Source organism: Burkholderia sp. LS-044 (genome assembly GCF_004803625.1).
GTDB classification, from domain to species: Bacteria; Pseudomonadota; Gammaproteobacteria; order Burkholderiales; family Burkholderiaceae; genus Burkholderia; species Burkholderia cepacia.
The window spans coordinates 64122-86674 of record NZ_SSWO01000018.1 but is presented as its reverse complement, the minus strand read 5'-3'; the positions used below and the strand labels follow the sequence as shown (position 1 = coordinate 86674).

18 protein-coding genes are annotated in these 22553 nt (G+C 69.3%); 12 read left to right on the top strand and 6 right to left on the bottom strand.

From position 1 onward, the window contains the following. Positions 1-83 precede the first annotated feature (83 nt). Positions 84-1736 carry an acyl-CoA dehydrogenase family protein gene (locus tag E9536_RS33595; protein ID WP_136472239.1) on the bottom strand — a complete coding sequence of 551 codons (1653 nt, stop codon included), beginning with the start codon at positions 1734-1736 and terminating at the stop codon, positions 84-86. A 121-nt stretch (positions 1737-1857) separates the two neighbouring features. Here E9536_RS33595 and E9536_RS33590 point away from each other — a divergent pair, with 121 nt between their 5' ends. From E9536_RS33590 to E9536_RS33575, 4 genes are all read left to right on the top strand, one after another. Continuing rightward, positions 1858-2526, top strand: coding sequence for a TetR/AcrR family transcriptional regulator (locus E9536_RS33590; RefSeq protein ID WP_059694471.1), 669 nt, complete (start codon positions 1858-1860; stop codon positions 2524-2526). 210 nt (positions 2527-2736) lie between these two features. Continuing rightward, on the top strand, positions 2737-3891 hold the full coding sequence (locus E9536_RS33585) for a pyridoxal phosphate-dependent aminotransferase (RefSeq protein ID WP_027788697.1): 1155 nt from the start codon (positions 2737-2739) through the stop codon (positions 3889-3891). 71 nt (positions 3892-3962) lie between these two features. Beyond that, the gene (locus E9536_RS33580) at positions 3963-4751 is read left to right on the top strand and encodes an ABC transporter substrate-binding protein (protein ID WP_027788696.1); all 789 of its coding nucleotides are present in this window, start codon (positions 3963-3965) and stop codon (positions 4749-4751) included. Between the two features lie 15 nt (positions 4752-4766). Beyond that, a complete protein-coding gene (locus E9536_RS33575) occupies positions 4767-6197 on the top strand; it encodes an FAD-binding oxidoreductase (protein WP_136472237.1) in 1431 nt (476 codons plus the stop codon). Positions 6198-6242: 45 nt separating this feature from the next. Here E9536_RS33575 and E9536_RS33570 read toward each other — a convergent pair whose 3' ends face one another. Both E9536_RS33570 and cadR read right to left on the bottom strand, forming a co-directional pair. Then, on the bottom strand, positions 6243-6815 hold the full coding sequence (locus tag E9536_RS33570) for a PadR family transcriptional regulator (protein ID WP_027788694.1): 573 nt from the start codon (positions 6813-6815) through the stop codon (positions 6243-6245). 68 nt (positions 6816-6883) lie between these two features. Continuing rightward, a complete protein-coding gene (cadR, locus tag E9536_RS33565) occupies positions 6884-7315 on the bottom strand; it encodes a Cd(II)/Pb(II)-responsive transcriptional regulator (RefSeq protein WP_014895515.1) in 432 nt (143 codons plus the stop codon). Positions 7316-7407: 92 nt separating this feature from the next. Here cadR and E9536_RS33560 point away from each other — a divergent pair, with 92 nt between their 5' ends. After that, positions 7408-9987 (top strand): heavy metal translocating P-type ATPase, encoded by a 2580-nt coding sequence (locus E9536_RS33560; RefSeq protein ID WP_136472235.1) that lies wholly within the window; start codon positions 7408-7410, stop codon positions 9985-9987. Between the two features lie 10 nt (positions 9988-9997). Continuing rightward, positions 9998-10381, top strand: a complete 384-nt coding sequence (locus tag E9536_RS33555; protein ID WP_136472233.1) for a zinc ribbon domain-containing protein — start codon at positions 9998-10000, stop codon at positions 10379-10381. Between the two features lie 159 nt (positions 10382-10540). On the opposite strand, the gene E9536_RS33550 is transcribed toward E9536_RS33555, so the two are convergent. After that, positions 10541-11419 carry an AraC family transcriptional regulator gene (locus tag E9536_RS33550; RefSeq protein ID WP_136472231.1) on the bottom strand — a complete coding sequence of 293 codons (879 nt, stop codon included), beginning with the start codon at positions 11417-11419 and terminating at the stop codon, positions 10541-10543. 278 nt (positions 11420-11697) lie between these two features. Here E9536_RS33550 and E9536_RS33545 point away from each other — a divergent pair, with 278 nt between their 5' ends. The 4 genes from E9536_RS33545 to eutC all read left to right on the top strand — a co-directional run bounded on the left by E9536_RS33545 (position 11698) and on the right by eutC (position 17105). Beyond that, positions 11698-13161 (top strand): mechanosensitive ion channel, encoded by a 1464-nt coding sequence (locus E9536_RS33545; protein WP_059687899.1) that lies wholly within the window; start codon positions 11698-11700, stop codon positions 13159-13161. Positions 13162-13408: 247 nt separating this feature from the next. Further along, positions 13409-14821, top strand: coding sequence for an ethanolamine permease (gene eat / locus E9536_RS33540; RefSeq protein ID WP_124544895.1), 1413 nt, complete (start codon positions 13409-13411; stop codon positions 14819-14821). A gap of 95 nt (positions 14822-14916) precedes the next feature. After that, the gene (locus tag E9536_RS33535) at positions 14917-16314 is read left to right on the top strand and encodes an ethanolamine ammonia-lyase subunit EutB (protein WP_136472229.1); all 1398 of its coding nucleotides are present in this window, start codon (positions 14917-14919) and stop codon (positions 16312-16314) included. After that, complete coding sequence (gene eutC, locus E9536_RS33530; protein ID WP_021164100.1) at positions 16311-17105, top strand: ethanolamine ammonia-lyase subunit EutC; 795 nt, start codon at positions 16311-16313, stop codon at positions 17103-17105. Before E9536_RS33535 ends, eutC begins: the two co-directional genes overlap by 4 nt. 98 nt (positions 17106-17203) lie before the next feature. Here eutC and E9536_RS33525 read toward each other — a convergent pair whose 3' ends face one another. Next, on the bottom strand, positions 17204-18088 hold the full coding sequence (locus tag E9536_RS33525) for a LysR family transcriptional regulator (protein WP_136472227.1): 885 nt from the start codon (positions 18086-18088) through the stop codon (positions 17204-17206). A 155-nt stretch (positions 18089-18243) separates the two neighbouring features. Between E9536_RS33525 and E9536_RS33520 the strand changes: the two genes are divergently transcribed. Then, positions 18244-19857 (top strand): MFS transporter, encoded by a 1614-nt coding sequence (locus tag E9536_RS33520; RefSeq protein WP_136472225.1) that lies wholly within the window; start codon positions 18244-18246, stop codon positions 19855-19857. Between the two features lie 108 nt (positions 19858-19965). On the opposite strand, the gene E9536_RS33515 is transcribed toward E9536_RS33520, so the two are convergent. Next, positions 19966-20514, bottom strand: a complete 549-nt coding sequence (locus E9536_RS33515; RefSeq protein WP_348772198.1) for a pyridoxamine 5'-phosphate oxidase family protein — start codon at positions 20512-20514, stop codon at positions 19966-19968. A gap of 200 nt (positions 20515-20714) precedes the next feature. On the opposite strand from E9536_RS33515, the gene E9536_RS33510 reads away from it, so the two are divergent. Next, complete coding sequence (locus E9536_RS33510; protein ID WP_021163584.1) at positions 20715-22241, top strand: aldehyde dehydrogenase family protein; 1527 nt, start codon at positions 20715-20717, stop codon at positions 22239-22241. Positions 22242-22553: the final 312 nt, after the last annotated feature.

The following is a 22553-nucleotide window of genomic DNA, read 5'->3' as shown; positions in this document are numbered from 1 at the left end:
GGCTCCGGGCGGGCGAACGAAGGCGAACGGGGCGAACGGGGCGAACGGGGCGAACGGGGGGAACCGGGCCGGACGAACGGGCGTCAGGTCGGGTACGCGCGCTGCAGCAGCGCGGCGACGTCGATCGCGTGCGGGTCGAAGCCGCCCGCGATGCGGCCCCAGTCGGGCGCGGCAAGCCGTGTCGCGACGAACGCGTCGGCGACGGCCGCCGGCGCGTCGCGGCGCAGCAGGCACGCCTGCGCGACGAGCGCGAGGCGCTGCGCGAACACGCGGCCCGACGCCTCGAGCGTGTCGGCCGGTGCGTCGAGCATCGCGCGCAGCGCGTCGAGCGCCGCGCGGATGCGCGGGTCGCCCGCGCCGAGGTCGGCGAGTTCGGTGAACAGCGCGGCAGCCGCGTCGGGCTCGCGCGACACCGCGCGCAGCACGTCGAGGCACATCACGTTGCCCGAGCCTTCCCAGATCGAGTTGACGGGCGCCTCGCGGAACAGCCGCGCGATCGGGCCGTCGTCGACATAGCCGTTGCCGCCGAACACTTCCATCACCTCGCCGGTCAGCTCGACCGCGCGCTTGCACACCCAGAATTTCGCGGCGGGCGTGACGATGCGCTTCCATGCGCGTTCGCGCGGTGAGTCGTCGCGCTCGAACGCGTCGGCCAGACGCATCGCCAGCACGAGCGCGGCTTCGCTTTCGAGCGCGAGATCGGCCAGCACGGTGCGCATCAGCGGCTGTTCGGCGAGCGCACGGCCGAATGCATGGCGCTGGCGCGTGTACGCGATCGCCTGCACGACGCCCTGGCGTAGCATCGCCGCACTGCCGAGCACGCAGTTCAGCCGCGTGTAGGTGGCCATTTCGATGATGGTCGGAATGCCGCGGCCTTCGTCGCCGAGCATGATGCCCCACGCGTCGTTCAGCTCGATCTCGCTGCTCGAGTTGCTGCGGTTGCCGACCTTGTCCTTCAGCCGCTGGATCTCGACCGCGTTCTTCGTGCCGTCCGGCCGCCAGCGCGGCACGTAGAAACACGACGGGCCGCCGCCTTCGGTCTGCGCGACGACGAGGTGCGCATCGCACATCGGCGCGGAGAAAAACCACTTGTGGCCGCGCAGCCGGTATTCGCCGCCGCGTCCGCCCGCGCCGACGGCGGTCGCGAGCGTCGTGTTCGCGCGTACGTCGGAGCCGCCCTGTTTCTCGGTCATGCCCATGCCGAACCAGATCGAGCGCTTGTCGGCGACCGGCACGTCGCGCGGATCGTAGTCGTCGCTGTAGAGCTTGTCGCGCAGCAGCGCCCACAGCGCGGGCTCCTTCTGCAGCACGGGGATCGCGGCCTGCGTCATCGTCGCCGGGCACAGCGTGCCGGCCTCGATCTGGCCATGCAGGTAGAAGCCGGCCGCGGTCGCGGCCCAGCGGCCGCGGCGCGATTCGCGGAACGCGAGCGACACGAAGCCTTCCTGGCGGTACCGGCCGAGCAGCGCGTGCCACGCCGGGTGAAAGTCGACGCGGTCGATGCGCCGGCCGCGCCGGTCGAACGTGTTCAGTTCCGGCGTGTGACGGTTCGCTTCGTCGGCAAGCCGCGCGGTGTCGGCGCTGCCGAGCCACGCGCCGTATGCGTCGAGCTGCGGCACGGCCCAGTCGGCGCCAGCGCGGGTGAGCGCGTCGCGCAGCGCGATGTCCGTCGTGAAGAGGTTATAGTCGACCAGTTCGTCGAACTGGTTCGTGACGGCGTGAGTCGATTCGGTCATCGAAGTTGTCTCCGGTCTCATGCTTCGCGGGCGGCCGGCGTCATGCCGCACGGATGACGCTTCGGCGCCGGTTCCGGCCCCCGGTAAAACGCATGCCCTGCTGATTTCCAGAGTAGCAAATATGCCGCCGCGACATGTTCAGGTTCCAGCGCCGCCCGGCCAGCCGGCGGCGCAACCCGCGCCCGCGTTGCGTCGCCGGCCGCGCCAGTCGCGCGCGCAGGCGAGTTCCGACGCGCTGCAGCAGGCGTTCGTTCAGCTTTTGCTCGAACGCGGCTACGCGAAAGCGACGATCCGCGAGATCGCGGCCGTCGCGGGCGTCAGCATCGGCACCTTCTACGAGTATTTCGGCGACAAGCAGAGCCTCGCGGCGCTCTGCATCCATCGGCACGTGCTGGCGCTGGCCGACCGGCTGCGCGACGCGGTGGCGGGGCTGCGCGGCGCGCCGCGGGCCGAACTCGCCGCCGCGCTCGTCGACCTGCAGGTCGACGCGATCGGCGCCGACGCGGCGCTGTGGGGCGCGCTCTTCGCACTGGAGCGGCAGGTGTCGCCGCTCGCCGCCTACCGCCGGCATTACGACGCGTACGTCGCGCTGTGGCGCGACGCGCTCGCGCACGCGGCCGATCCGCCGCCGGCCGCGCGGCTCGACGGGATCGCGCGGATGGCGCACACGCTCTGCTACGGCGGGCTCTCGCAGGCGCTGCTGACGCTCGGGCCCGCGTTCGACATCGCCGCGCTGCGTGGCGAATTGCGGGCCGTGCTGCTCGCCTATCTGGCGGCAGCCGGCCGGTAGCATCCCTTTAGGGAAATGCCTGATTCGCATGTCGGCCGGGCAGGCGAGCCTTGCCGCCGCGTGCTTCTCTCCATGGGCCATGAGAAAAATACATGGCCGCCATGACGAAGTTTCGTTTGTCCGCCGATATTGGCTCGGGCTAAATCATGCGGCAGATGCAGGCCGCGCGCGTCGCGCGGGGCCGCCCGAAGGACATCAGAAGGAGGAGTCATGCGAAGCGCCACCGCGCCCCGTTCGAAACTGCCCGACGTCGGGACGACGATCTTCACGGTGATCGGCCAGCTGGCCGCCCGGCACGATGCGTTGAACCTGTCGCAGGGGGCGCCGAATTTCGCGCCCGATCCGGCGCTCGTCGAAGGCGTCGCGCGCGCGATGCGCGACGGGCACAACCAGTACGCACCGATGGCCGGCGTGATGGCGCTGCGCGAGCGGCTCGCGGAAAAGACCGAGGCGCTGTACGGCGCGCGCTACGACCCGGCCACCGAGATCACGGTGATCGCGAGCGCGAGCGAGGGGCTGTACGCGGCGATCAGCGCGCTCGTGCATCCGGGTGACGAGGTGATCTACTTCGAGCCGTCGTTCGACAGCTATGCGCCGATCGTGCGGCTGCAGGGCGCGACGCCCGTGGCGATCAAGCTGTCGCCGGAGCATTTCCGCGTGAACTGGGATGAAGTGGCGGCCGCGATCACGCCGCGCACGCGGATGATCATCGTCAACACGCCGCACAACCCGACCGCGACCGTGTTCTCGGCCGACGATCTCGAGCGGCTCGCGCAGCTCACGCGCGACACGGGCATCGTCGTGCTGTCCGACGAAGTCTACGAGCACGTCGTGTTCGACGGCGCGCAGCACCAGAGCGTCGCGCGCCACCGCGAGCTGGCCGAGCGCAGCGTGATCGTGTCGTCGTTCGGCAAGTCGTTCCACGTGACCGGCTGGCGGGTCGGCCATTGCCTCGCGCCGGCCGAACTGATGGACGAGATCCGCAAGGTGCACCAGTTCATGGTGTTCTCGGCCGATACGCCGATGCAGATCGCGTTCGCGGAGATCCTCGCGCGGCCGGACAGCTATCTCGGCCTGTCGGCGTTCTACGAGGCCAAGCGCGACCTGCTCGCGCGCGAGCTGGCCGATTCGCGTTTCGAGCTGCTGCCGAGCGAGGGCTCGTTCTTCATGCTCGCGCGTTTCCGGCACTTCTCGGACGAAAGCGACAGCGATTTCGTGCTGCGCCTGATCCGCGACGCGCGTGTCGCGACGATTCCGCTGTCGGCGTTCTACACCGACGGCACCGACGCCGGCGTGATCCGGCTCAGCTTTTCGAAGGACGACGCGACGCTGGTCGAAGGCGCGCGGCGGCTGCGTTCGCTGTAAACCCCGTACGGCATCCGGCCACGGGCATCCGGCGACGGGTACGTCGCATCGACCAGACACAGGAGATCACGATGAAGCACACGGCCACCCTGAAACTCGCGTTCGCACTCGCGTGCGCCATCGGTTCCGGCGCGGCGCTCGCCGATGCGCAGACGCTGCGCTTCGGCCTCGAGGCGCAATACCCGCCGTTCGAATCGAAAGCGCCGAACGGCGACCTGCAGGGCTTCGACATCGACGTCGGCAACGCCGTCTGCCAGACGGCGAAGCTGTCGTGCAAATGGGTCGAGACGTCGTTCGACGGCCTGATTCCCGCGCTGAAGGGCCGCAAGTTCGACGCGATCAACTCGGCGATGAATGCGACCGAGCAGCGGCGCCAGGCGATCGACTTCACGACGATCATCTATCGCGTGCCGACCCAGCTGATCGCGCGCACCGGCAGCGGCCTGCTGCCGACGCCGGAATCGCTGAAGGGCAAGCGGGTCGGCGTGCTGCAGGCGTCGATCCAGGAAACCTTCGCGAAGGCGCACTGGGAGCCGGCCGGCGTCGCGGTCGTCGCGTACCAGGACCAGAACCAGGCGTATGCGGATCTGGTCGCGGGCCGTCTCGACGCGACGCTCGTGCTCGCACCGTCCGGCCAGCGCGGCTTCCTGTCGCGTCCGGACGGCAAGGGCTTTTCGTTCGTCGGCCAGCCCGTGCACGACGACCGGATCCTCGGCAGCGGCATCGCATTCGGGCTGCGCAAGGGCGACAGCGCGCTGAAGGCGAAACTCGATGCGGCGATCGACAAGCTGAAGGCGGACGGCACGGTGAAGTCGCTCGGCCTGAAGTATTTCGGCGATATCGACATTTCGGCGAAGTAAGCGGGGCAGCGCGCGATGCAGAACCGGAACACGACCGCCGCCGGCGTTGAACCGGCGGGCACGCCGCTGTCGGGCGACGCGCTCGAAGCCGTGCTCGTCGCCGAACTGGGCGATGCGCTCGTCACGCGCGCGGCCGACATCGATCCGCGTTATTTCACCGCCTACAACGAGCCGGCCGGCGCGCGACCGCGCGCGCTGGTGCGCCCGCGCAGTGTCGACGACGTGTCGCGCACGCTCGCGCTGTGCGCGCGGCTCGGCCAGACGGTCGTGCCGCAGGGGGGCCTGACGGGGCTCGCGCGCGGCGCGGTCGCGCTCGGCGGCGAGGTCGTGCTGTCGATGGAACGCTTCGCGGGCGTCGAGGCGCTCGACGCGGCGGCCGGCACGATGACCGTGCGTGCCGGGACGCCGCTGCAGACGGTGCAGGAAGCCGCGGAAGCGGCGGGTTTCACGTTCGGTGTCGATCTCGGCGCACGCGGTTCGTGCCAGATCGGCGGGATGCTCGCGACCAACGCGGGCGGCACGCGCGCGATCCGCTACGGGATGATGCGCGAGCAGGTGCTCGGGCTCGAGGCCGTGCTCGCGGACGGCACGGTCGTGTCGTCGATGAACCGGATGCTGAAGAACAACGCGGGCTACGACCTGAAGCAGCTGTTCATCGGCAGCGAGGGGACGCTCGGCGTCGTCACACGCGCCGTGCTGCGGCTGCATCCGTTGCTCGCCGCGCCGGCCACGGCGCTCTGCCGCGTGCGCGACTACGACGCGGTCATCGCGCTGTGGAATCGCGTGCGCACGCTGCCGGAGGTCGTCAGTTTCGAGGCGATGTGGCCGGCGTTCTACGACTACGTCGCGCGCCGCACGCCGGGCGTCTCGGCGCCGTTTGTCGGCGACGACGGCTTCGCGGTGCTGATCGAATGCGCGACGAGCGCACCGGGCGGCGATGCGCACCAGGCGCTGGAAACCGGCCTCGCGGCGGGAATCGAGGCAGGGCTCGTGGAGGATGCGGTGCTTGCGACGTCGGAGCGGCAGGCGCGGGACTTGTGGACGCTGCGCGAAGGCCTCGCGATCGACGCGCTGCCGCATCTGGTCAACTTCGACGTGAGTTTGCCGACCGGCGAGCTCGGCGTGTTCGCCGAACGCTGCGAAGCGGCGCTGCGCATGCAATGGCCGGATGCCGTGTGCCTGTTCTTCGGGCATGTCGGCGACGGCAACGTGCATATCGGCGTGTCGCTGGCCGGGATGAGCGATGCGGACGCCGATGCGCTCGATCACTGCGTGTACGCGGTGGTGCGGGACATGGGCGGCTCGGTGTCGGCCGAGCACGGGATCGGCGTGCTCAAGCGGCCGTATCTCGCGCACACGCGCAGCGACGCGGAAATCGGGCTGATGCGACGCCTGAAGGCCGCGCTCGATCCGGGCGGCATCCTGAATCCCGGCAAGGTGCTTTGACGGCGGCGTTGCCTGCCGCCGCCGGGCGCCCGCCTGCGTGATTCGTCAGCCGTCCACCCAGCGCAGCGCGCCGATCTTCAGGTGTTCGACGACGCTGCGCGCCCATCCGAGCTCGGCATTGAGCAGCACGAGCGCGTGTTCGTTCTGCAGCAGGAACAGGCGCGGCACCTGGTCGGCCTGCGCGGCGTTGCGCAGCGTTTCGAGGCGCTCGCGCTCGGCGTCGAGCCGGGCGATCCGAAGCTCGAGCTGGTGGCGGGCATCTTCGGCGTCGAGCAGCGGCAGGAAGGCGAGGCCGGCGCCGAACGCCGGGAATTCGCGCGCGGGCTCCGCGAGCAGCGCATGCAGCCACGCCTGCCCGGCCGTGTGCCCGGCCTCGGTCAGCGCATACAGCGTGCGCTCGGGAAACGCGCCGTCGCGCTCGGTGTCGTGAACGGCGATCAGCCCGTCGCGCAGCAGCCGGTCGATCGTCTGGTAGAGGCTCGTGCGCTGCCGGACGTTGACGACTTCGTCGTACCCGCGGGCCTTCAGTTGCTGCAGCATCCCGTACGGATGCATCGGCGTTTCGGTGAGCGTCGCGAGGACGGCCAGCGCGAGCGGGGACGGGCGACTAGTGGACATGAATAGTTATCGCATATCTAGTAATGATATAACTATTTTCGATGAAACTATCACATTCCACAAGGGTTTCAGCCGAGGTGCGAGCGCTTCGCGGCCGGCGCGACGGTTTCCATCGTCGCGAGACCGTGCACGATGCCGCAATCCTCGACCGAATGCTCGCCGACGCACTGCCGGCGCAATTCGGTGAGCTGGTCGCGCAGATGCGTGAGTTCCGCGAGGCGCGCATCGACGTGGCCGATGTGTTCGTCGAGCAGCGCATTGATCGAATCGCAGGGATCGGCCGGCGTGTCGGTGAGCTGCAGCAGCGCGCGGATTTCGTCGTGGGCCATGTCGAGTGCGCGGCAGTTGCGGATGAAGCGCAGCCGTTCGACATGCACGTCGGTGTAGTTGCGGTAGTTCGAGTCGGTGCGTTCCGCGTCCGGCATCAGCCCCTCTTTCTCGTAGAAACGGATCGTCTCGGGTGTGCAGCGGGCCGCCTTGGCCAGTTCGCCGATCTTCATTGTCTTTCTCCCGTGCAAGGGTTGACCTTGTAGTGGCTTCAGGGTGTTAACTCTACTCCGTCAAGCCATTGAAAGCCATTGAGGAGGTTGTCATGACCGATGCCCAGCGTACCCACGACCCACGACACCGTCATGCCGGCGGCGCCGATGCGTGCTGCGCCGATTCGCGCGACACGCAGACGGCGACCGTTGCCGACGCGGTGCCGGCGGCCGGCGAGCGCGCGCACGGCCACGACCATGATCACGGCGACCACGGCGACGCGCATCGGCACGGCGCGGCGTGCACGCACGACCACGGCGCGCACGATCATTCGGGTCATGGCCACGATCATGCGGAAGGCAACGGCCATGTAAACGGCGACGCGTGCTCTCACGACCACGGCAAGCACGACCATGCCGACCACGACCACGACCACGACCACGACCACGACCACGACCACGACCACGACCACGACCACGCGGCCGGCGACTGCTGCGCGCCTGCCGCGCTGACGCTCGCGCCGCTGCCGGTCGCGCAGGCGACCGCGTCGGGCCACGTGCGCTCCGCGTTCCGGATCATGCAGATGGACTGCCCGACCGAGGAAACGCTGATCCGCAAGAAGCTCGGCGGGATGAGCGAAGTGTCGGCGCTCGAATTCAACCTGATGCAGCGGATGCTGACCGTCGAACACGTGCCGGGCGCCCAGCCGGCGATCGAAGGCGCGATCCGCACGCTCGGGATGACGCCCGAGGCCGCGGCGGCCGGCGCGCCGGCGTCGCGCGTCGTCGACGCGCCCGCGAAGCCGTGGTGGCCGCTGGCGCTGGCCGGCGTCGCCGCGATCGCATCCGAGGGCGCGACGTGGGCCGGGCTGCCGGTGTGGCTCGCGGCGGCGCTCGCGCTTGCCGCGGTACTCGCGTGCGGGCTCACCACGTACAAGAAGGGCTGGATCGCGATCCGCAACGGCAACCTGAACATCAACGCGCTGATGAGCATCGCGGTGACGGGGGCGATGGCGATCGGCCAGTGGCCCGAAGCCGCGATGGTGATGGTGCTGTTCACGATTGCCGAGCTGATCGAGGCGAAGTCGCTCGACCGCGCGCGCAATGCGATCCAGGGCCTGATGCAGCTCGCGCCTGACACCGCGACCGTGCAGGACGCCGACGGCTCGTGGCGCACGATCGAGGCCGCGCAGGTGGCGCTCGGCGCGGTCGTGCGCGTGAAGCCGGGCGAGCGGATCGGGCTGGACGGCGAGGTCGTCGCCGGCCGCTCGACGGTGAACCAGGCGCCGATCACCGGCGAGAGCCTGCCCGTCGAAAAGGCGGCCGGCGACGCCGTGTACGCGGGCACGATCAACGAATCGGGTTCGTTCGAATACCGCGTGACGGCGGTGGCGGCCAACTCGACGCTCGCGCGGATCATCCACGCGGTCGAGGAGGCGCAGGGCGCGAAGGCGCCGACGCAGCGCTTCGTCGACCAGTTCGCGCGTGTCTACACGCCGATCGTGTTCGCGGTCGCGCTGCTGGTGGCGGTGGTGCCGCCGCTCGTCATGGGCGGTGCGTGGCACGACTGGATCTATCGTGCGCTGGTGCTGCTCGTGATCGCGTGCCCGTGCGCGCTGGTGATCTCGACGCCGGTGACGATCGTGTCGGGGCTCGCGGCCGCGGCGCGACGCGGGATTCTCGTGAAGGGCGGCGTCTATCTGGAAGAAGGGCGCAAGCTCGCCTGGCTCGCGCTCGACAAGACCGGCACGATCACGCACGGCAAGCCGGTGCAGACCGACTTCGACCTGCATGCGACCGATGCCGATGCGGTGCGGGTGCGGCACCTCGGTGCGAGCCTCGCGGCGCGCTCCGATCACCCGGTGTCGCAGGCGATCGCCGCCGCGGCCCGTGACGCCGGCACGACGGCATTCGCCGATGTGCAGGAATTCGAAGCGATCGTCGGGCGCGGGGTGCGCGGCACGATCGACGGCACGCGCTACTGGCTCGGCAACCACCGGCTCGTCGAGGAGCTCGAACGCTGCTCGACGGCGCTCGAAGCGAAGCTCGATGCGCTCGAGCGGCAGGGCAAGAGCGTCGTGGTGCTGGTCGACGAAGCGCGCGTGCTCGGCATCTTCGCGGTGGCCGACACGATCAAGGACACGAGCCGTGAAGCGATCGCCGATCTGCACGCGCTCGGCATCCGCACCGCGATGCTGACGGGCGACAACCCGCATACCGCGCAGGCAATCGCGAAGCAGGCCGGCATCGACGACGCGCGCGGCAACCAGTTGCCGGAAGACAAGCTCGCGGCGGTCGAGGAGCTGTCGGCCGGCGGCGCGGGCGCGGTCGGGATGGTCGGCGACGGGATCAACGACGCACCGGCGCTCGCCCGTGCCGACATCGGCTTCGCGATGGGGGCGATGGGCACCGACACGGCGATCGAGACGGCCGACGTCGCGCTGATGGACGACGACCTGCGCAAGATTCCCGCGTTCGTGCGGCTGTCGCGCGCGACGCATCGCGTCCTGGTGCAGAACATCGGCTTCGCGCTCGGCGTGAAGGTCGTGTTCCTCGCCCTCACGGTCGCGGGGCTCGGCACGATGTGGATGGCGGTCTTTGCCGACGCGGGCGCCAGCCTGATCGTCGTGGCCAACGGCTTGCGGCTGCTGTCGTCCTCCGGGGCGTTCGGCGGCGCGCAGGCCACGCGTTGAGGAGCGGGCGATGAGCTTTCTGAAGCGAATCCTGGGCGGCCATGGCGGTGGCCACGGCAATGGCGGCCACGGTGGCGGAGGCCACGGCGGCGGCGGAGGGCATCACGGCGGGCAGCGTCAGGACGCACACGGCGGCCACGACGCGCGCGGCCGCGATCGCCACGGCTGGGGCTGGCAGGCGCCGGCCGACGCCAGTGGCGGGCGAGGCGGCCAGGGCGGCAACGTGCCGCTGAGCCAGCTCGCGTGCGCCGGCTGCGGCGCGCTCAATGGGGCCGATGCGCGCTTCTGCGCGCAGTGCGGCGCGGCGCAACGCGGCAAGGCCTGCAGCCGCTGCCATGCGGCGCTGGCGGCCGACGCGCGGTTCTGTCCCGGCTGCGGGACGCAGGCGGCTTGAAGAGGTCCGCGCGTTCGTGCCGGCTGCGCATGAGCACAGGCCGGCACGCTTCGTTCGACGGCCGGCGCACCAGCCTGCCCGATATCGTCCCGGGCATGCTCGCGTCGGCAATATCGTCGCGGTCCGTCCAGATACACGGCTCCACGACGCCCCCTTTGCTCAGCGCAGCGGCAGATGAATTTCGGTACGCAGGTCGGCCGGCGCCGCATCCATCGGCGTGTTGAGGTACAGCTCGAACGGCGGCGAGTCGGCGGCTTCGCGGCCCGAATGACGCAGCCAGTCGCCGTAGAGCCACTGGTAGGCCGTCTTCAGGTCCGCGTACGGCCCCGTATGCAGCAGCACCGCGTATTCGCCGCCCGCGACCGTCGCGCGTTCGACCGGCGGCACGGGCTCGACGTCCGGCGCGCCGTCGGCCGGCATGAAACACGCCTTCGCGCGCAGCTGCGCTTCGGGCGTCGTGTCCGGATCGTCGTAGAAAATGCCGATCATCTTCGCGCCCGGGCCGATCAGCCCGTGCTGCCCGACCCACGCGCCGATCCGCCCGAACGCGTCGCCGACCTTCATGTACGCGCCCGTGTGCGCCACCGCGTAGCCACGCAGTTCCGGCAGCCGCCGGATTTCGACTTCATGCTTGAACATGTCTTCCTCTCCTCTCTGTAGTGGATAGATGGGCCGGTGGCTGCCCGTGCGCCGGTGCTGCGCGGGCGGCACACCGTATGCGTCGCGAAACGCCCGCGCGAACGCGTGCGTCGAACCGTAGCCCGCGCGCCGCGCGATCTCGTCGATCGGCCGCGCCGTGCACACGAGATCCTCGGACGCGCGCACGATCCGCATCCGCCGCACCGTCAGCACGATCGATTCGCCGTACAGCGCGCGATAGACCCGCTGCCAGTGATACGGCGACAGGCACGCGACTTCGGCGAGCCGGTTCAGGTCGAGCGGGCCGTCGAGGTGCGCGCGGATGTATTCGTGGACGCGCGCCACGCTTGCCGCGTAGCGGGCCCAGGCAGGCTGGTCGGGTTTCGTTTCGACGGTCATCGGCGTATCCGGGCAGGAACCGACGCCACGGTAGCACGGTGCGAATTGATAAATCTTGCGGAAATACGCAGGCGCGCCGACCCGTCGGGCCCTTTTTCATTTTGACGAAATGGGGTCTTGCCCCTCTGCGATCTATGACTAAAGTTAAAGACGGTGAAATCGGGTGATCGCGTCATTTTTCTCGGGTAAGTTGCTCCGTCGGGGCAGCACGCTTTTCGAAGTACGCAGGTAGTTCGTCGATGTCCAATCGCAACACCACGTTTTCGGGAGAAGAAGAAATGGATGCTTCCAGCTTCATCACGTCGCTGCAGACCACGCTAGGGGGGTATCTGCCAAAGATTGCCGGCGCGATCGGCATCCTGGTGATCGGCTGGCTGATCGCCGTCGTGGTGCGGGCCGGCGCGATGCGTCTGCTCGGCGCGCTGAAGGTCGATCAGCGGATCAACGAAAGCACCGGCCAGGGCGCATGCGTCGAGCGCATCATCGCCGGCGGCCTGTTCTGGCTCGTGCTGCTGGTCACCGCGGTGGGCATCTTCAACGTGCTCAACCTGTATGCGGTCTCCAACCCGTTCTCGCTGCTCGTCACCCACATCGTCAACTACCTGCCGAACCTGATCGGCGGCGCGGCGCTGACGCTGATCGCGTGGCTCATCGCGTCGCTGCTGCGCAGCCTCGCGAACCGCGCGCTGAAGGCGAGCAAGATCGACGACAAATTGTCCGAAGGCGCCGGCTTGCAGCCGATGAGCGGTTATCTCGGCGACGTGCTGTTCTGGCTCGTTATCCTGATGTTCCTGCCGGCGATCCTCGCGTCGTTCGCGTTGTCGGGGCTGCTGACGCCCGTGCAGGGGATGGTCGACAAACTGCTCGCGATCGTGCCGAACCTGTTCGCGGCCGCGGTGATCGGCATCGTCGGCTGGATCGTCGCGCGCGTGCTGCGCGGCCTCGTGACGAACCTGCTCGTCGCCGCCGGCGCCGACCGCCTCACGCAGCGTCTCGACAGCCCGACGCCCGTGCGCGTGTCGAGCCTGATCGGCACGGTCGTCTACGTGTTCGTGTTCGTGCCGACGCTGATCTCCGCGCTCGACGCGCTGAAGATCGACGCGATCTCGGTGCCGGCCACCAACATGCTGAACCAGTTCCTCGGCGCGGTGCCGGACATCGTCGCGGCGATCGTGATCGTGCTGGTGACGTTCTACTTCGCGCGCTTCGTCGCGTCGCTCGCGCAGAAGCTGCTGGAAGCCGCGGGCGCCGACGGGCTCCCGGCCGTGCTCGGCGTCGAGCGCGTGTTCTCGGGGATCCTGCAGCCGTCGGTGCTGGTGGCGCGGCTGATCGTGTTCTTCGCGATGCTGTTCGCCTCGGTCGAAGCGGCGAACCGGCTCGGCTTCTCGCAGGTGCGCGACGTCGTCACGCTGTTCATCGAATTCGGCGGCCACGTGCTGACGGGCGGCGTGATCCTCGTGATCGGCGTGTGGCTCGCGGGCCTCGCGCGCCGCGTGATCGAGCAGGCCGACCGCGAGCACAGCGTGCTGTTCGCGCGCATCGCGCAATTCGCGATCCTCGGCCTCGTGTTCGCAATGGGGCTGCGCGCGATGGGCATCGCGAACGAGATCGTGCAGCTCGCGTTCGGCCTCGTGCTCGGTGCGATCGCGGTGGCGGTGGCGCTGTCGTTCGGCCTCGGCGGCCGCGAAGCGGCCGGCAAGCTGCTCGACCGCTGGTTCAACCAGCGCGGCGGCGGGCAATAAGTCTTGCGCGTCGATCATCCGTCCGGCCGCTTCGTGCGGCCGGCGGCGGCGGTCGCAGCGGGGCGGGCCCGGCATCGGCGCCTTTCGCGCATCGGGAGGCCGTACACGCCCGGAACAGGCGTTTCCGTCAGCGAAATGTCAGCCGCGATCTTTGCCGAATTTCGATAACACGTCGTTTAATGACTCTCTAGCATCGATTCTCAGTCGCGCAGGCCGCCAGGCCCGGCGCATTTGAGGAGAGAGTCCGATGAAAGCAGAGTCGAATGGCCGGCCCGCCGCCGGCGCCAAGTCGTCCGGCCAGCCCGCGCTGCAGCAGACGCTCGGGACCTGGCAACTGTGGGGCATCGCGGTCGGCCTCGTGATTTCCGGCGAATACTTCGGCTGGAGTTACGGCTGGGCGAGCGCCGGCACGCTGGGTTTCGTCATCACCGCGCTGTTCGTCGCGGCGATGTACACGACCTTCATCTTCAGTTTCACCGAGCTGACGACGTCGATCCCGCACGCGGGCGGCCCGTTCGCGTATGCGCGCCGCGCGTTCGGCCCGACCGGCGGTTATCTCGCCGGCGCGGCGACGCTCGTCGAATTCGTGTTCGCGCCGCCCGCGATCGCGCTCGCGATCGGCGCGTACCTGCACGTGCAGTTTCCGGGGCTCGAACCGAAGCACGCGGCGATGGGCGCGTATCTCGTGTTCATGGCGCTGAACATCGTCGGCGTGCAGATCGCCGCGACCTTCGAGCTCGTCGTCACGCTGCTCGCGATCTTCGAGCTGCTGGTGTTCATGGGCGTCGTGTCGCCGGGCTTCGCGTGGAGCAACTTCATGAAGGGCGGCTGGTCGGGTGCCGATCATTTCAGCCTGGGCGCGTTCCACGGGATGTTCGCGGCGATCCCGTTCGCGATCTGGTTCTTCCTCGCGATCGAAGGCGTCGCGATGGCCGCCGAAGAGGCGAAGAACCCGAAGCGCTCGATCCCGATCGCGTACGTGGCCGGGATCCTGACGCTCGTCATTCTCGCGATCGGCGTGATGGTGTTCGCCGGCGGCGCGGGCGACTGGACCAAGCTCGCGAACATCAACGACCCGCTGCCGCAGGCGATGAAGTACATCGTCGGCGAGAACAGCGGCTGGATGCACATGCTCGTGTGGCTCGGCCTGTTCGGCCTCGTCGCGTCGTTCCACGGGATCATCCTCGGTTATTCGCGCCAGATCTTCGCGCTGGCCCGCGAAGGCTACCTGCCGGAGTGGCTCGGCAAGGTGCATCCGCGCTTCAAGACCCCGCACCGCGCGATTCTCGCGGGCGGCGTGGTCGGCATCGCGGCGATCTACAGCGACGAGCTGATCCAGTTCGGCGGGCAGACGCTGACCGCGAATATCGTGACGATGTCGGTATTCGGCGCGATCGTGATGTATATCGTGAGCATGGCGTCGCTGTTCAAGCTGCGCCGCACGCAGCCGAACATGGCGCGGCCGTTCCGCGCGCCGCTGTACCCGATCTTCCCGGCCTTCGCGATCCTGGCGGCGCTCGTCTGCCTCGGTACGATGGTGTATTTCAACGGGCTGGTCGCGCTGGTGTTCGTCGGCTTCCTCGCGGTCGGCTACGCGTACTTCCTCGCGACGCGTTCGCAGCGGGCGAGCGCGCCGGGCGACGCGCTGCTGGAGGAGTGAGCAGGTGAAGGTGAACGGCCGTTCCTGACGGCATCCGGCGCGCCCCGTCGAACGGGCGCGCCGTCGGCTTTTGGCAAGGCAAGGAGACTCGCACGATGTCCTATACGGAGACGATCGGCCCGCGCACGTACCGTTTCGCGGACCTGAAGACGCTGCTCGCGAAAGCGAGCCCGCTGCGTTCCGGCGACCAGCTCGCCGGTGTCGCGGCGGCCAGCGAGGAGGAGCGCGTGGCCGCGAAGATCGCGCTCGCGGGCGTGCCGCTGAAGGCGTTCCTGAGCGAGGCGGTGATTCCGTACGAACACGACGAGGTCACGCGCCTGATTCTCGACGATCACGATGCGGCGGCGTTCGCGGAAATCTCGCACCTCACCGTCGGCGACTTCCGCAACTGGCTGCTGTCGCCGGCCGCCGACGGCGCGGCGCTCGAACGGATCGCGCCGGGCCTCACGCCCGAGATGGTCGCCGCCGTGTCGAAGCTGATGCGCAACCAGGACCTGATCGCGGCGGCACGAAAGCGCCGCGTCGTCACGCGCTTTCGCAACACGGTCGGGCTGCCGGGCCGGATGTCGGTGCGGCTGCAGCCGAACCACCCGACCGACGACGTGAAGGGGATCGCCGCGTCGATGCTCGACGGACTGATGTACGGCTGCGGCGACGCGATGATCGGCATCAACCCGGCCACCGACAGCCTCGCGGCGATCGTGAAGCTGCTCGCGATGATCGACGGGTTCCGCGAACGCTACGGCGTGCCGACGCAGTCGTGCGTGCTCACGCACGTGACCAACACGATCGCGGCGGTCGAGAAGGGCGCGCCGGTCGATCTGGTGTTCCAGTCGATCGCGGGCACCGAGAAGGCGAACGCGAGCTTCGGCATCTCGCTCGCGCTGCTCGGCGAGGCGCGCGAGGCCGCGCTGTCGCTCAAGCGCGGCACCGTCGGCAACAATCTCATGTACTTCGAGACGGGCCAGGGCAGCGCGTTGTCGGCGAACGCGCACTTCGGCGTCGACCAGCAGACCTGCGAAGTGCGCGCGTATGCGGTGGCGCGCAAGTTCGAGCCGTTCCTCGTGAACACGGTGGTCGGCTTCATCGGGCCCGAATACCTGTACGACGGCAAGCAGATCATCCGCGCGGGGCTCGAGGATCACTTCTGCGGGAAGCTGCTCGGCGTGCCGATGGGCTGCGACATCTGCTACACGAACCACGCGGAAGCCGACCAGGACGACATGGACACGCTGCTGACGCTGCTGGGCGCGGCCGGCATCAACTTCATCATGGGGATTCCGGGCGCGGACGACGTGATGCTGAACTACCAGAGCACGTCGTTTCACGACCAGCTCTACGTGCGCGAGGTGCTCGGCCTGCGCCGCGCGCCGGAATTCGAGGAGTGGCTGGAGACGATGGAGATCGCCGACGCGCACGGTGCATTGCGCGCCGCGAGCTCACGCGTGCCGCTGCTCGCGGGCGCGAACGACTGGATGGGGATTTCGGCATGAGCGACGCCGTCGAAAAGAATCCGTGGGGCCAGCTGAAGTCGTTCACGAACGCGCGGATCGCGCTCGGCCGCGCGGGCAACAGCCTGCCGACCGCGCCGCTGCTGGCCTTCAACCTGTCGCACGCGCAGGCGCGCGACGCGGTGCACCAGCCGCTCGACTCGGACGCGCTGCGGCGCGAGATCGAGGCGGCCGGCCTGCTGCCGACGCTCGGCGTGCAGAGCGCCGCGCCCGACCGTGACCACTATCTGCGCCGGCCCGATCTCGGCCGCAAGCTGTCGGACGACAGCCGCGGGCTGCTCGCCGGTTACGGCGCGGCGCTCGACGACGCGCCCGATGTCGTGTTCGTGGTCGGCGACGGGCTCTCGGCGTTCGCGGCCGCGAAGCAGGCACTGCCGCTGCTGCAGGCCGTGCGGCCGCGGCTCGACGCGGACGGCTGGCGGATCGGCCCGGTGGTGGTCGCGACGCAGGCGCGCGTCGCCCTCGGCGACGAGATCGGCGAGCTGCTGCGCGCGAAGGTCGTGGCGATGCTGATCGGCGAACGGCCGGGGCTCAGCTCGCCGGATAGCCTCGGCGTGTACCTGACGTGGGCGCCGAAGGTCGGCTGCCACGACGCGCTGCGCAACTGCATCTCGAACGTGCGGCCCGAAGGGCTGCCGTACGCGGCGGCCGCGCACAAGCTGCATTACCTGATGACGCATGCGCGCAGGCTCCAGCTGACGGGCGTCGGGCTGAAGGACGACAGCGATGCGCTGTTGCCGCAGGCGGAAGCGGAGCGGATCGGGGCGGACTGAAAACGGGCGCACGCGGGCCGCTCCCGCATCGCGGGTTGCGTGCTTTTCGAGCGGCAGGAGCGGCACGAGGGGCGGCTGTCGAGGCGCCCGCTACCCGGCTACCTGAACAGCCGCTCGCACAGAAAATCGACGAACACGCGCAGCTTCGGCGACAACTGCCGGCTCGACGGCCACACGATCGAGAACTGCCCCGGCGCGATCCGGTAGTCGTCGAGCACGGTGACGAGCGCGCCGTGTTCGAGCGCGTCGCGCGCGAGGAAGTCTGGCATGTAGCCGATGCCGAGCCCCGCGAGCACGGTGCCGCGCAGGGCTTCCATGTTGTTGCAGGTCAGCGCGGTGCGCAGCTTCGGCGGCGTGCCGTCGGCGGCCGAGAGCGCCCAGTCCTGCAGCTTGCCGGTGGTCGGGAAGCAGTAGCGCACGCATTCGTGCGCTTCGAGATCGCGCGGCGTGCGCGGCGTGCCGGCCCGCGCGAGATACGCGGGCGTCGCGCACAGCACGAACGCAAACGGGCCGAGCCGCCGTGACATCAGGCTCGAATCGGACAGCGGGCCGCTGCGGATCGCCGCGTCGAAGCCGCCTTCGACGACATCCACCATCCGGTCGTTGAAATCGAGATCGAGCTCGACGTCCGGGTAGCGCTGCCGGAATTCGGGCAGCACCGGCAGCAGGAACCGGTAGCCGATCACCGGCAGGCTCACGCGCAGCCTGCCGCGCGGGCGCTGCGCCGACGCCGTCACGGTCGCTTCCGCGTCGCGGAAATCCTCGAGGATCCGCTGGCAACGTTCGTAGAAGTGGCGCCCCTCTTCGGTGAGCGTGACGCGGCGGGTCGTGCGGTTGAACAGGCGCACGCCCAGCGACTGTTCGAGTTTCGCGATCGTCTTGCCGACCGCTGACGCCGAGATGCCGAGCGTGCGGCCGGCCGCGACGAAGCTCAGCGCTTCGGCGGTGCGGACGAACGCGACGATGCCGGACAGGTTTTCCATCGAATCGAAGCGCGCTCGACGACGCGCGTGGTGAAGTGAATTGCGGAATTCTAGTCCGGTATATGCGGAACTTTGCGTGGTTTTTCTTCGATTGAATCGGATTTATCTTCTGTCGCTCTGACGGCGCATCCGCGCCGGCCTTTTGAGGAGCGATGATGGATCAGCCTTTTTCAGCCGCATCGACGCAGTCGGCACGCCGGCGCGCGTGGGTGCTGGCCGCCGTCTGCATGGCCGCCGTCGCGCTGCCGTTGTCGTTTTCGGGCGGCGCGGTCGCGACGCCCGCGATCGGCCGCGACCTGCACGGCGGCACGGTCGCGATGAACTGGATCACCAACGCGTTCATGCTCGCGTTCGGCAGCTGCCTGATGGCGGCGGGCGCGCTGGCCGACCAGTTCGGCCGCAAGCGCGTGTTCGCGATCGGCGTCGGCGGTTTCACGCTGATGTCGGTCGCGCTTGCGTTCGCGCCGTCGATGCTCGCGGTCGACCTGCTGCGCGCCGCGCAGGGGCTCGCGGCGGCCGCGGCGCTCGCGGGCGGCACGGCCGCGCTCGCGCAGGAGTTCGACGGCGCGGCGCGCACGCGCGCATTCAGCCTGCTCGGCACGACCTTCGGCATCGGGCTCGCGTTCGGGCCCGTGCTGGCCGGCGCGCTGATCGGGCACGGCGGCTGGCGCACGATCTTCGTGACGAGCGCGGTGGCCGGCGGGCTGTCGCTCGGCTTCGGGCTGCCGCGCATGCACGAGTCGCGCGACCCGCACGCGACGGGGCTCGACTGGCCCGGCACGGCCGCGTTCACCGCCGCGCTGACGCTGTTCACGTTCGGCGTGATCGAAGCCCCCGCACGCGGATGGTCGAACGCGCTCGTGATCGCGCTGCTGGCCGGCGCGGCGCTCGGCGCCTGCGCGTTCGTGGCGATCGAGACGCGGGTCGCGCGGCCGATGCTCGACCTGTCGCTGTTCCGGATCGCGCGCTTCGTCGGCGTGCAGGTGCTGCCGGTGTCGACCTGCTGCTGCTACATCGTGCTGCTCGTCGTGCTGCCGCTGCGCTTCATCGGCATCGACGGCTTCAGCGAGATCGACGCCGGCTGGCTGATGCTCGCGATTTCCGCGCCGATGCTGGTCGTGCCGCTGGTCGCGGCGACGCTCACGCGCTGGCTGTCGGCCGGCGTGATCTCGGGGCTCGGGCTGCTGATCGCGGCGGCCGGGCTCGTGTGGCTGGACGTCGCGCTGCGCGGCGGCGCGGGGCCGGCGGCGATCGCGCCGATGCTCGCGATCGGCGTCGGGGCCGGCATGCCGTGGGGGCTGATGGACGGGCTGTCGGTGAGCGTCGTGCCGAAGGAGCGCGCGGGGATGGCGACGGGCATCTTCAGCACGACGCGCGTGGCCGGCGAAGGGATCGCGCTCGCGATCGTCGGCGCGGTACTGGCCGCACTCGCGCAGACGGGGCTGCGACAGGCGGCGGGCGCCGCCGGCACGCCCGAGGCGACGCTGCGTGCGGCCGCGCGGCTCGCGACCGGCGATCTCGCAGGTGCGGCGACTGCATTGCCGGGTGTCGGCCAGGCGGCGCTGCTCGCGAGTTACGCGCATGCATTCGACCGGTTGCTGATCGGGCTGGCGGTCGTCACCGTGTTGTGTGCGGTGGTGGTGTTCGTGTTTCTCGGCGGGCGGCGGGTGGCTGCGGAAGCGGGCGACGGCACCGACGGGCACGCCCATGCCGACGTGCCGGTGCGCAGCCGGATCGATGCGGCCTGCACGGAAACGCACGGGCGTTGAGCGGCGTATCGCCATGCACGGGCGTTTCGGCCTCGGCAGCCGGAGCGCCGCGTCGTTTCATCGTCGTTTGCATCGCAAGTCGACGATTCGTTCAGTGCATCACGTGAATCACGCCAGCACCAGCGGCGGCAGCGCCGCATCCGCGCGCGCCTGTGCCCGTTCCACTTCCACCACCACATAGCGCCGCGCGTCCGGCCACAGGTGGGCACGGCCTTGCGCATCCTCGTCGATCGTCGCGCGGCCCTGCACGAGCCAGGTCGTCTGGCGCACGAAATCGACGAACAGCAGCGCGACGGCCGGATTCACGAGCAGGTTGCCGATCGTGTTGAACAGGTTGTTGCCCGCGAAGTCGGGCAGCACGAGCGTGCGGCGGTCGGGGATGTCGACGAGCGGCTCGAACGAGCCGTCGGCGCGCGGCTGGCGGCCGCGGTACGAGCAGTCGCTGTTGCCGCCTTCGTCGGCGGTCGCGACGATCAGGAACGCCTGCTCGCGGATGAACGCGATGGCGTCGTCGGTCAGGGGGCCGCGGTCGTTCATGGTGTCGGTCGGCGCACTCGCCGTTGCGTGGGAATGCACGATGCGCACGCAAGCGACATGCCACGCGTGGCGGCCGGCGTCCGCCTGCACGCGCGCCCGCGCACTGTGGAAATTTCGCACACCGGCCCGGCTGCTGCGCAATCGCGCTGTTCAGAATGGGTACACCCGCCGTGCTGCGTGGGTGAACACGGCACGGTGCGCACGCGGGCCGGCCGTGGTCGCCGTGCTTCCGTCCGGTTTGGCACGCATGTTGCGTAAACGGATGCAGCGCGATCCAACCGGCGCTGTACGCACACAAGCACGATGAACAGGAGACATGTATGAACCCGTTTGACCTGAAGCAACTGGGCCTCGACGTCGAATACCCGTACCGTCAGCAATACGACAACTACATCGGCGGCAAGTGGGTTCCGCCGGTGAAAGGCGAGTATTTCGAGAACGTGTCGCCGATCAACGGCCAGCCGTTCTGCCGCATTCCGCGCTCGGGCGCCGACGACATCGAGCTGGCGCTCGACGCCGCGCATGCCGCGCGCCGCAAGTGGGGCAAGACGTCCGTGGCCGAGCGCGCGAACCTGCTGCTCGCCGCCGCCGACCGGATGGAAAAGAACCTGAAGCTGCTGGCCGTGGCCGAGACGATCGACAACGGCAAGCCGCTGCGCGAGACGATGGCGGCCGACCTGCCGCTCGCGATCGACCACTTCCGCTACTTCGCGGGCTGCATCCGCGCGCAGGAAGGCGGCATCTCCGAGATCGACGACAACACCGTCGCGTACCACTTCCACGAGCCGCTCGGCGTCGTCGGCCAGATCATCCCGTGGAACTTCCCGCTGCTGATGGCCGCATGGAAGCTCGCGCCGGCGCTCGCGGCCGGCTGCTGCGTCGTGATGAAGCCGGCCGAGCAGACGCCCGCGTCGGTGCTCGTGCTGATGGAGCTGATCGGCGACCTGTTCCCGGCCGGCACGATCAACATCGTGAACGGCTTCGGCAAGGAAGCGGGCGAAGCGCTCGCGACCAGCAAGCGGATCGCGAAGATCGCGTTCACGGGCTCGACGCCGGTCGGCAAGCACATCCTGCGCGCGGCGGCCGACAGCCTGATCCCGTCGACGGTCGAACTGGGCGGCAAGAGCCCGAACATCTTCTTCGCCGACGTGCTCGACCAGGACGACGCGTTCCTCGACAAGGCACTCGAAGGGCTCGCGATGTTCGCGCTGAACCAGGGTGAAGTGTGCACGTGCCCGTCGCGGATCCTGATCCAGGAATCGATCTACGAGAAGTTCATCGAGAAGGCGGTCGCGCGCGTCGAGCGCATCAAGGCCGGCCACCCGCTCGACCTGCAGACGATGATCGGCGCGCAGGCGTCGCAGCAGCAGCTCGACAAGATCCTGTCGTACATCGACATCGGCCGCGGCGAAGGCGCGCAATGCCTGACGGGCGGCGAACGCACGGCGCCGGCTGCCGGCCTCGACACGGGCTACTACGTGAAACCGACGATGCTGCTCGGCAACAACAAGATGCGCGTGTTCCAGGAAGAGATCTTCGGGCCGGTCGCGTCGGTGATGACGTTCAAGGACGAGCAGGAAGCGATCGAACTCGCGAACGACACGTTCTACGGGCTCGGCGCGGGTGTGTGGACGCGCAACGGCACGCGGGCGTACCGGATGGGCCGCGAGGTCGAGGCCGGCCGCGTGTGGACCAACTGCTACCACCTGTACCCCGCGCACGCGGCGTTCGGCGGCTACAAGCAGTCGGGGATCGGCCGCGAGACGCACAAGATGGCGCTGTCGAACTATCAGCAGACGAAGTGCCTGCTGGTCAGCTACCAGGCCGAGGCGCTCGGGTTCTTCTGACCGGGGCGTCGACGCAGTGGCGGGGCGCCGGGATCGGCCGGCAGGGTAGCGCCGGCCGGGACGATCGCCGGGGTTCGTTGGTGGGGCGCGCGGCGCGCGGGCTGCGTTCAACGTTCGATAGCCGGGTGACGTTTGCCCGTCCGTCGGGCGTTGCACATGCGGGTGCGATGCGGCGGCTACCGGCTATCGGCTGGTGGCCGTCGGCCCATCCGGCCACCCGGTCACCCGGCACTTCGCCATTTTCGACTTCGACATCCGACCCCCGGCGTCGGCCGAGCATCGTCGCGGCCGGCGCCGGAAACGATACCGGCC

Bases quoted from the DNA above. Each gene is read 5' to 3' on its own strand.
- E9536_RS33550 (WP_136472231.1), bottom strand. From the start codon at position 11,419: ATGACCGTCGAAACGAAACCCGACCAGCCTGCCTGGGCCCGCTACGCG.
- E9536_RS33535 (WP_136472229.1), top strand. From the start codon at position 14,917: ATGTCCTATACGGAGACGATCGGCCCGCGCACGTACCGTTTCGCGGAC.
- E9536_RS33590 (WP_059694471.1), top strand. From the start codon at position 1,858: ATGCCGCCGCGACATGTTCAGGTTCCAGCGCCGCCCGGCCAGCCGGCG.
- eutC (WP_021164100.1), top strand. From the start codon at position 16,311: ATGAGCGACGCCGTCGAAAAGAATCCGTGGGGCCAGCTGAAGTCGTTC.
- E9536_RS33570 (WP_027788694.1), bottom strand. From the start codon at position 6,815: ATGTCCACTAGTCGCCCGTCCCCGCTCGCGCTGGCCGTCCTCGCGACG.
- E9536_RS33520 (WP_136472225.1), top strand. From the start codon at position 18,244: ATGGATCAGCCTTTTTCAGCCGCATCGACGCAGTCGGCACGCCGGCGC.
- E9536_RS33575 (WP_136472237.1), top strand. From the start codon at position 4,767: ATGCAGAACCGGAACACGACCGCCGCCGGCGTTGAACCGGCGGGCACG.
- cadR (WP_014895515.1), bottom strand. From the start codon at position 7,315: ATGAAGATCGGCGAACTGGCCAAGGCGGCCCGCTGCACACCCGAGACG.
- E9536_RS33555 (WP_136472233.1), top strand. From the start codon at position 9,998: ATGAGCTTTCTGAAGCGAATCCTGGGCGGCCATGGCGGTGGCCACGGC.
- E9536_RS33595 (WP_136472239.1), bottom strand. From the start codon at position 1,736: ATGACCGAATCGACTCACGCCGTCACGAACCAGTTCGACGAACTGGTC.
- E9536_RS33510 (WP_021163584.1), top strand. From the start codon at position 20,715: ATGAACCCGTTTGACCTGAAGCAACTGGGCCTCGACGTCGAATACCCG.
- E9536_RS33560 (WP_136472235.1), top strand. From the start codon at position 7,408: ATGACCGATGCCCAGCGTACCCACGACCCACGACACCGTCATGCCGGC.
- E9536_RS33585 (WP_027788697.1), top strand. From the start codon at position 2,737: ATGCGAAGCGCCACCGCGCCCCGTTCGAAACTGCCCGACGTCGGGACG.
- E9536_RS33525 (WP_136472227.1), bottom strand. From the start codon at position 18,088: ATGGAAAACCTGTCCGGCATCGTCGCGTTCGTCCGCACCGCCGAAGCG.
- E9536_RS33580 (WP_027788696.1), top strand. From the start codon at position 3,963: ATGAAGCACACGGCCACCCTGAAACTCGCGTTCGCACTCGCGTGCGCC.
- E9536_RS33545 (WP_059687899.1), top strand. From the start codon at position 11,698: ATGGATGCTTCCAGCTTCATCACGTCGCTGCAGACCACGCTAGGGGGG.
- eat (WP_124544895.1), top strand. From the start codon at position 13,409: ATGAAAGCAGAGTCGAATGGCCGGCCCGCCGCCGGCGCCAAGTCGTCC.